Source organism: Streptomyces sp. McG3 (genome assembly GCF_018619185.1).
Taxonomy (GTDB): domain Bacteria; phylum Actinomycetota; class Actinomycetes; order Streptomycetales; family Streptomycetaceae; genus Streptomyces.
Map to the genome: position 1 here is coordinate 1 of NZ_JAAXYC010000394.1, position 6,184 is coordinate 6,184.

7 protein-coding genes are annotated in these 6,184 nt (G+C 74.1%); 2 read left to right on the forward strand and 5 right to left on the reverse strand.

Features of this window, described 5'->3' with window-relative positions; translation table 11 throughout:
• Nucleotides 1-456, forward strand: a 456-nt coding sequence (locus HET64_RS35155) for a CdaR family transcriptional regulator (RefSeq protein WP_215111300.1), incomplete at its 5' end; no start/stop codon positions are given.
• 24 nt (nucleotides 457-480) lie between these two features.
• On the opposite strand, the gene HET64_RS35160 is transcribed toward HET64_RS35155, so the two are convergent.
• The 5 genes from HET64_RS35160 to HET64_RS35180 form a co-directional block, all read right to left on the reverse strand.
• On the reverse strand, nucleotides 481-1,575 hold the full coding sequence (locus HET64_RS35160; protein WP_215111301.1) for a glycosyltransferase family 4 protein: 1,095 nt from the start codon (nucleotides 1,573-1,575) through the stop codon (nucleotides 481-483).
• A 238-nt stretch (nucleotides 1,576-1,813) separates the two neighbouring features.
• A complete protein-coding gene (gene recN / locus HET64_RS35165) occupies nucleotides 1,814-3,556 on the reverse strand; it encodes a DNA repair protein RecN (RefSeq protein ID WP_215111302.1) in 1,743 nt (580 codons plus the stop codon).
• Between the two features lie 95 nt (nucleotides 3,557-3,651).
• Nucleotides 3,652-4,557: an NAD kinase gene (locus HET64_RS35170; RefSeq protein WP_215111306.1), complete on the reverse strand. Its 906-nt coding sequence runs from the start codon at nucleotides 4,555-4,557 to the stop codon at nucleotides 3,652-3,654.
• 8 nt (nucleotides 4,558-4,565) lie between these two features.
• Entirely contained in the window at nucleotides 4,566-5,381 is an 816-nt protein-coding gene (locus HET64_RS35175) for a TlyA family RNA methyltransferase (protein ID WP_215111303.1), read from the reverse strand.
• A 7-nt stretch (nucleotides 5,382-5,388) separates the two neighbouring features.
• On the reverse strand, nucleotides 5,389-5,694 hold the full coding sequence (locus tag HET64_RS35180) for a hypothetical protein (RefSeq protein ID WP_215111304.1): 306 nt from the start codon (nucleotides 5,692-5,694) through the stop codon (nucleotides 5,389-5,391).
• 42 nt (nucleotides 5,695-5,736) lie between these two features.
• Between HET64_RS35180 and HET64_RS35185 the strand changes: the two genes are divergently transcribed.
• Nucleotides 5,737-6,084: an SCP2 sterol-binding domain-containing protein gene (locus HET64_RS35185; RefSeq protein WP_215111305.1), complete on the forward strand. Its 348-nt coding sequence runs from the start codon at nucleotides 5,737-5,739 to the stop codon at nucleotides 6,082-6,084.
• The last annotated feature ends 100 nt before the right edge of the window (nucleotides 6,085-6,184 follow it).

The following is a 6,184-nucleotide window of genomic DNA, read 5'->3' on the forward strand; positions in this document are numbered from 1 at the left end:
GGCCTCGACCGCGCCGGATCGCAGCCGCCGGTGGTCGTGGTCGGCGTCGCGGGCGGCTGGGCCGCGGCGGGGGCGGGGCTGCGGCACGCGTCGGAGACGGCGACGGCCGCGCAGGGCCTGGACGACCGGCCCTGGTACGACGCCCGGCGCCTCGACATCGACCTGCTGCTGTGGCGGCTGCGGGACCATCCGGACCTGGCGGCGTTCGTGAACCGGGCGATCGGCCCGCTGCGCGAGCACGACCGCACCTCGCGCCCGCCTCTGCTCCCGACGCTCCAGGCGTATCTGGCGCACGCGGGCCGCAAGGCGGAGACCGCCCGCGAGCTGCACCTCAACCGCCAGACGCTCTACAACCGGCTGGCCCGGATCGGGGAGCTGCTGGGCACGGACCTGGACGACCCGCAGACGGTGCTGGCGCTGAGTCTGGCGCTGCGGGCCCGCCGCCACACGACCTGAGAGCGGGGCCGGGAGCCCGTCTCGTCAGCGCACCCGACCGGTCGCCAGTGGCTGCGCCAACTCGTCGTAGACGCTGAGCACATGGGCGATCGTGTCGTCCTCGGTGGGCCAGCCCGCCGCCTGCACCCGCCCGGCCTCGGCCAGCCGGGCGCGCTCCGCCGGGTCCCCGAGCAGCCTGACGACCGTACGGGCGAGGGCCTCGGCGTCGCCGTAGGGCACCAGTTCGGCTGCCCGGCCGACCAGTTCGGGCACGCCGCCGACCGCGGTGGCGACGAGCGGCACCCCGGCCCGCAGCGCCTCCTGCGCCAGCGGGGAGCGGGCCTCCCACCGGCTCGGCAGCAGTGCCAGGTCGGCGGCGCCGAGCAACTCCCCCACGCCGTCCCGGCTTCCGATGAGGGTGACGGGCAGCTCCTCGTCCCTGATCCGCCGTTGCAGAGCGCCCCGGTCGCGCCCCTCCCCCGCGATGACGAGCAGCGGGACGGGGTCCAGACACCGCCAGACGCGGGCCGCGTCCAGCAGGACGTCGAAGCCGTGATGCGGCACGAGACTGCCGACGGCCATCAGCAATGGCCTTTCCACCGCACCCAGTTCGGCCCGCGCCTTGCCCTCGTCGAAGGCGGCGGGGCGGGGCGACGGGACGACGACAGGGGCGAACCGGGCATCGCGGGCGCCCCGCTCGCGGGCCCGGTCCACCAGGTCGGACGAGGGGGCGAGGACCACGGCCGCCGCCCGCGCGGCACGCCGTTCCAGCAGGTGCAGGATCTGACGGCGGGCGCCTTCCGCGTACCGCCGCGTGTGCCAGGTCATCACCAGGGGCACGGCGCGACCGCTCAGCGCGAGGGCGGTGCGGGCGGCCGCGTGGAGTCCGTGGGCGTGGACGACGTCGGCACCCGCGCAGGCGGCCCGCAGCGCGGCGACGGCGGCCGGGTCGCTGCGCCGGGGCACCGGGAGGAACCGGGCCCCGGTCGCCGTGAAGTCGTGGGCGCGGTCCACCGCGGACGGGGCGCAGACGGTCACCCGCACCCCGCGCGCCACCAGCCCGGCGGCCAGCGAACCGACGTGCGCGCTGCTGCCCGCACTGCCGCCGCCCAGGACTTGGACCGTACGCAGTTGTGACACGTTGATTGGCTCCCCGGGGCTCCGGAGTCGGCGGAAAGTACAGCGCCAAGGATGCCAGCCCGTACGCACGTTCCGGGACCGGCGTAACGTTGCTGCCGCACTCATGGCGACAACCGACCGCACCGCACCACCCTCACGGGTGAATATTGAGGCGCGAAGTTGTCGACATCCGCCCGCCGGAAGCACGTACGGGCGGGAGGAATCCCCCCGCCCGTACCCATGCCGCCTCCACGAGCGGCTAGTCGGCGCGGGCCGTGGCCAGCAGCTCCTCGGCGTGGGCGCGGGCCGTCTCGGAGTCCTCCTGGCCCGCCAGCATCCGGGACAGCTCCCGTACCCGGTCCTCGCCCTCCAGGACCGTGACGCCGCTGCGGGTCACCGAGCCGTCCACGGTCTTCTCGACCAGCAGCTGCCGGTCGGCGAAGGCCGCCACCTGCGGCAGGTGGGTCACGACCACCACCTGCGCGGACCGGGCGAGCTTGGCGAGCCGCCGGCCGACCTCGACGGCCGCCTTGCCGCCGACGCCCGCGTCGACCTCGTCGAAGAGATACGTCGGTACGGGGTCGGAGCCCGCGAAGACGACCTCGACCGCGAGCATCACCCGGGACAGCTCACCGCCCGAAGCGCCCTTGGCGATCGGCCGGGGCTGGGCACCCGGGTGCGGGGCGAGCAGCAGCTCGACCTCGTCCGCGCCGGAGGGACCGTAGGCGACGCAGCGCCCGCCGATGTCGATGCCGGACGCCTCGTCGGCGGCCTCGGTCTGCCGGATGGCGAAGGAGACCCGTGCGTGCGGCATGGCGAGCGAGGCCAGCTCGCCCGTCACCGCCTCGGCGAACCGGGCGGCCGCCTCCGTGCGCGCATCGGTCAACGCCTGTCCGAGCACGGAGAGTTCGGCCCGCAGACCGTCGCGTTCGGCGGTCAGTTCACCGATGCGCTCGTCGTCGCCCTCCAGCTCGGTGAGCCGGCCCGCGCCCTCCTGGGCCCAGGCGAGCACGGCTGTGATGTCCGTGCCGTACTTCCGGGTCAGCGTGGTCAGCGCGGCCCGGCGCTCCTCCACGGCGGCGAGCCGCAGCGGGTCGGCCTCCAGCTGGTCGGCGTACCCGGCCAGCTCGCCGGAGACGTCGGCGATCAGGATGGAGATCTCCCCGATCCGGTCGGCCAGCGCGGCCAGCGCCGGGTCGTGGGCCCGGACCCCGTCCAGGGCCTGCCCGGCGGAGGCGACCACGGTGGTGGCGTCGACGCCCTCGGGATCCTCCGGGTTCCCCGCGAGCGCGGTGTGCGCGAGGGAGGCGGCGGAGGCGAGCGCCTCGGCGTGCCCGAGCCGCTCCGCCTCGGCGGCCAGCTCGACGTCCTCACCCGGCAACGGTTCGACGGCGGCGACCTCGTTCAGACCGAAACGCAGCAGATCCGCCTCCTGAGCCCGCTCCCGGGCCCGGGTGGTCAGCTCCTCCAAGGTCGCGGCGACGGTCCGCAGCCGCCGATAGGCCTCCGTGTAGGCGGCGTGCGGGACCGCCACGCCGTCCCCGGCGTACCGGTCGAGCGCCCCCCGCTGCCGGGCCGGCTTGAGCAGGCCCTGCTGGTCGGTCTGGCCGTGCACGGCGACGAGTTCGTCAGCCAGCTCGGTCAGGACCCCCACCGGCACGGATCTGCCGCCGAGATGGGCCCGTGAGCGTCCTTCCGCCGAGACCGTACGGCTGATGAGCAGCGCGCCGTCGTCGAGTTCCGCCCCGGCCTCCTCGGCCCGCAGCGCCGCCGCGTCGCCCTCGGACACCGTGATCCTGCCCTCGACGACCGCGGCCTTGGCCCCGACCCGTACGAGAGCGGGGTCCGCGCGCCCGCCGAGCAGCAGCCCGAGGCTCGTGACGACCATGGTCTTGCCCGCGCCGGTCTCACCCGTGACCGCGGTGAAACCGGGTGACAGCTCCACCACCGCGTCGTCGATGACTCCGAGCGACCGTATCCGCATCTCCTCCAACACGGACATGACCTTACGAGGTCCCGGGCCGGGCGCGCGACGGCCCCCGCTCCCGGATTCACTCTCCCGAGGGTCGCGGGGGCCGTGGGGCGTCCTCGGAACCGTCAGTGCGGCGCGCCCCGCCAGCCCGAGACGGGCAGCGCGAACTTCGCCACCAGCCGGTCGGTGAACGAGGCCTGGTGCAGCCGCGCCAGCCGTACGGGCACCGCACCGCGCCGCACCTCGACCCGCGCCCCGGCGGGCAGCTCCACGGTCCGCCGCCCGTCGCACCACAGCACCCCGTGCGGGGTGTGCGGCTGGACCTCGACCGCGAGGACGGACGTGGGCGAGGTCACCAGCGGCTTGGCGAACAGCGCGTGGGCGCTGATCGGGACCATCAGCAGCGCCTCGACCTCGGGCCAGACGACGGGCCCGCCCGCCGAGAAGGCGTACGCGGTCGAACCGGTCGGGGTCGCGCAGACGATCCCGTCGCAGCCGAACCCGGTGACCGGACGGCCGTCGATCTCCAGGACCACTTCGAGCATCCGCTCGGGCGAGACCTTCTGCACGGCCGCCTCGTTGAGCGCCCAGTCGGAGTGCACCACAGCGCCGTTGCTGTGCACGAGGACATCGATCGTCATCCGCTCCTCGACCTCGTAGTCGCGGGTGACGACCCGGGAGACCACCTTGTCGAGGTCGTCGCGCTCGGCCTCGGCGAGGAAGCCGACGCGTCCGAGGTTGACGCCGAGCATCGGCACCCCGGAGGCCCGGGAGAACTCCGCGCCGCGCAACAAGGTGCCGTCACCGCCGAGGACGATCAGCAGCTCGCAGCCGTCCACGGCGGAGGGACTGGTGTCGGTGACCGTCTCCACGGTGTCCGGCAGCGGCAGATCGGCCGCCTCGGTCGCCGAGACCCGTACGCCGAGCCCGTTGCGCAGCAGCCCCTGCACGACGAGCTCCGCGCTGCGGATCGCGGCCGGCCGGCCGGTGTGCGCCAGAAGGAAGACTGTTCGTGCCGTATTCGTGGTCACATTCGTCGTCAACGAGGCCCCTCCGCCACTGCACGGTCGACATCCGCGGGATCCAGCTCAGGTGCGCCGGCCCGCAGCCACAGAAAGTACTCGACGTTCCCCGACGGGCCGGGCAGCGGACTGGCCGTCACCCCCCGTACACCGAGGCCGAGCCCCCAGGCCCGGCGCGCCACTTCACGCACGGCTTCGGCGCGGAGCTCCGGGCTCCGCACCACTCCGCCGCTGCCCAGCCGCTCCTTGCCCACCTCGAACTGCGGCTTGACCATGAGGACCAGGTCCGCGTCGGGCCCGGCGCACCGGGCGAGGGCGGGCAGCACGAGGCCCAGCGGGATGAAGGACAGGTCCCCCACCACCAGGTCGACCGGCTCCCCGTCGATGGCTTCCAAGGTCAACTCCCGCACGTTGGTACGGTCCTTGACGACGACCCGCTCATCGGACTGCAGCGACCAGGCGAGCTGCCCGTAGCCGACGTCGACGGCGACGACCTGCCGGGCCCCGGCCCGCAGCAGCACGTCGGTGAACCCGCCGGTCGACGCCCCGGCGTCCAGCGCCCGACGCCCCTGGACGGTCAGCCCGAGCGGCACGAAGGCGGCGAGCGCCCCGGCCAGCTTGTGGCCGCCGCGCGAGACGTAGTCCGGGTCGCCGTCGTCCTTGGTGACGACGATCGCGGCGGCCGTCTCGACCTGGGTGGCGGGTTTGGTCGCGGTGGTGCGGCCGACGGTGACGCGCCCCGCGGCGATCAGCTGGCTCGCGTGCTCGCGCGAGCGGGCGAGCTTGCGGCGTACCAGCTCGGCGTCGAGGCGGCGACGTGCCACTCCTGCCACGTTCGGTTCAGCTCCTGTTGTCGTGATGCGTGTGGTGATGCGTGTCGTGCGGTCGGTGCGAAGGCGCGGGTACGGGACCGGGTTCGGCGGCCGGACGGGCGTCCAGCGAGGTCAGCTCCGACCGCAGCCCACGGTGTACATCCTCGTACACCTCGATGTGCCCGTCCGCCGGGAGGTGGTCCGCGTCCGCCAGACGCCCCAGCAGAGCGTCCACGTCCGCCCGGCCGGTGGGGGTGCGCTCGACGCCCAGGGGCGCGGGTTCCTCGGGCGTGCTCATGGAGGGCGGTCCCGCCTCCGGCATCACATCGCTCATGCCGAAACGCTACATCGACGGGCCGGTGTACCGTCGAGGACGATGGCGACCATGGCTGAGTGCCGCAGCGCACTGACAAGACTTTCCGACAACCTCGCAGCCTCCGAGGGCGACGTGCGCGGCGCGGCCGCCCTCGACCGCTCGCTGAGCTGTCACATCAAGGACCTCGACGTCACGTTCACCGGCAGGCTGGCCGACGGCCGGATCCAGGTGCGGGACACGGTGGAGGGGTCGCCCCGGGAGAAGGCCGAGATCAGGCTCGCGATGACGGGCGACGACCTGGTGGCGCTGGTGGACGGCGACCTGAACTTCGCGAAGGCGTGGGGCTCGGGCCGGGTACGCCTGGAGGCGGGCTTTCGCGACCTGCTGAAACTGAGATCGCTGCTCTAGACCGCACATTCATGCCTGCCCCAGCCGAGAGGTCACGGACGAGGGTCCACCCTTCAGGCCCGTCCGGCCATTGCGGACGAAGCGGCCCACCGGGGAGCAC

Bases quoted from the DNA above. Each gene is read 5' to 3' on its own strand.
- HET64_RS35185 (WP_215111305.1), top strand. From the start codon at position 5,737: ATGGCGACCATGGCTGAGTGCCGCAGCGCACTGACAAGACTTTCCGAC.
- HET64_RS35180 (WP_215111304.1), bottom strand. From the start codon at position 5,694: ATGAGCGATGTGATGCCGGAGGCGGGACCGCCCTCCATGAGCACGCCC.
- recN (WP_215111302.1), bottom strand. From the start codon at position 3,556: ATGTCCGTGTTGGAGGAGATGCGGATACGGTCGCTCGGAGTCATCGAC.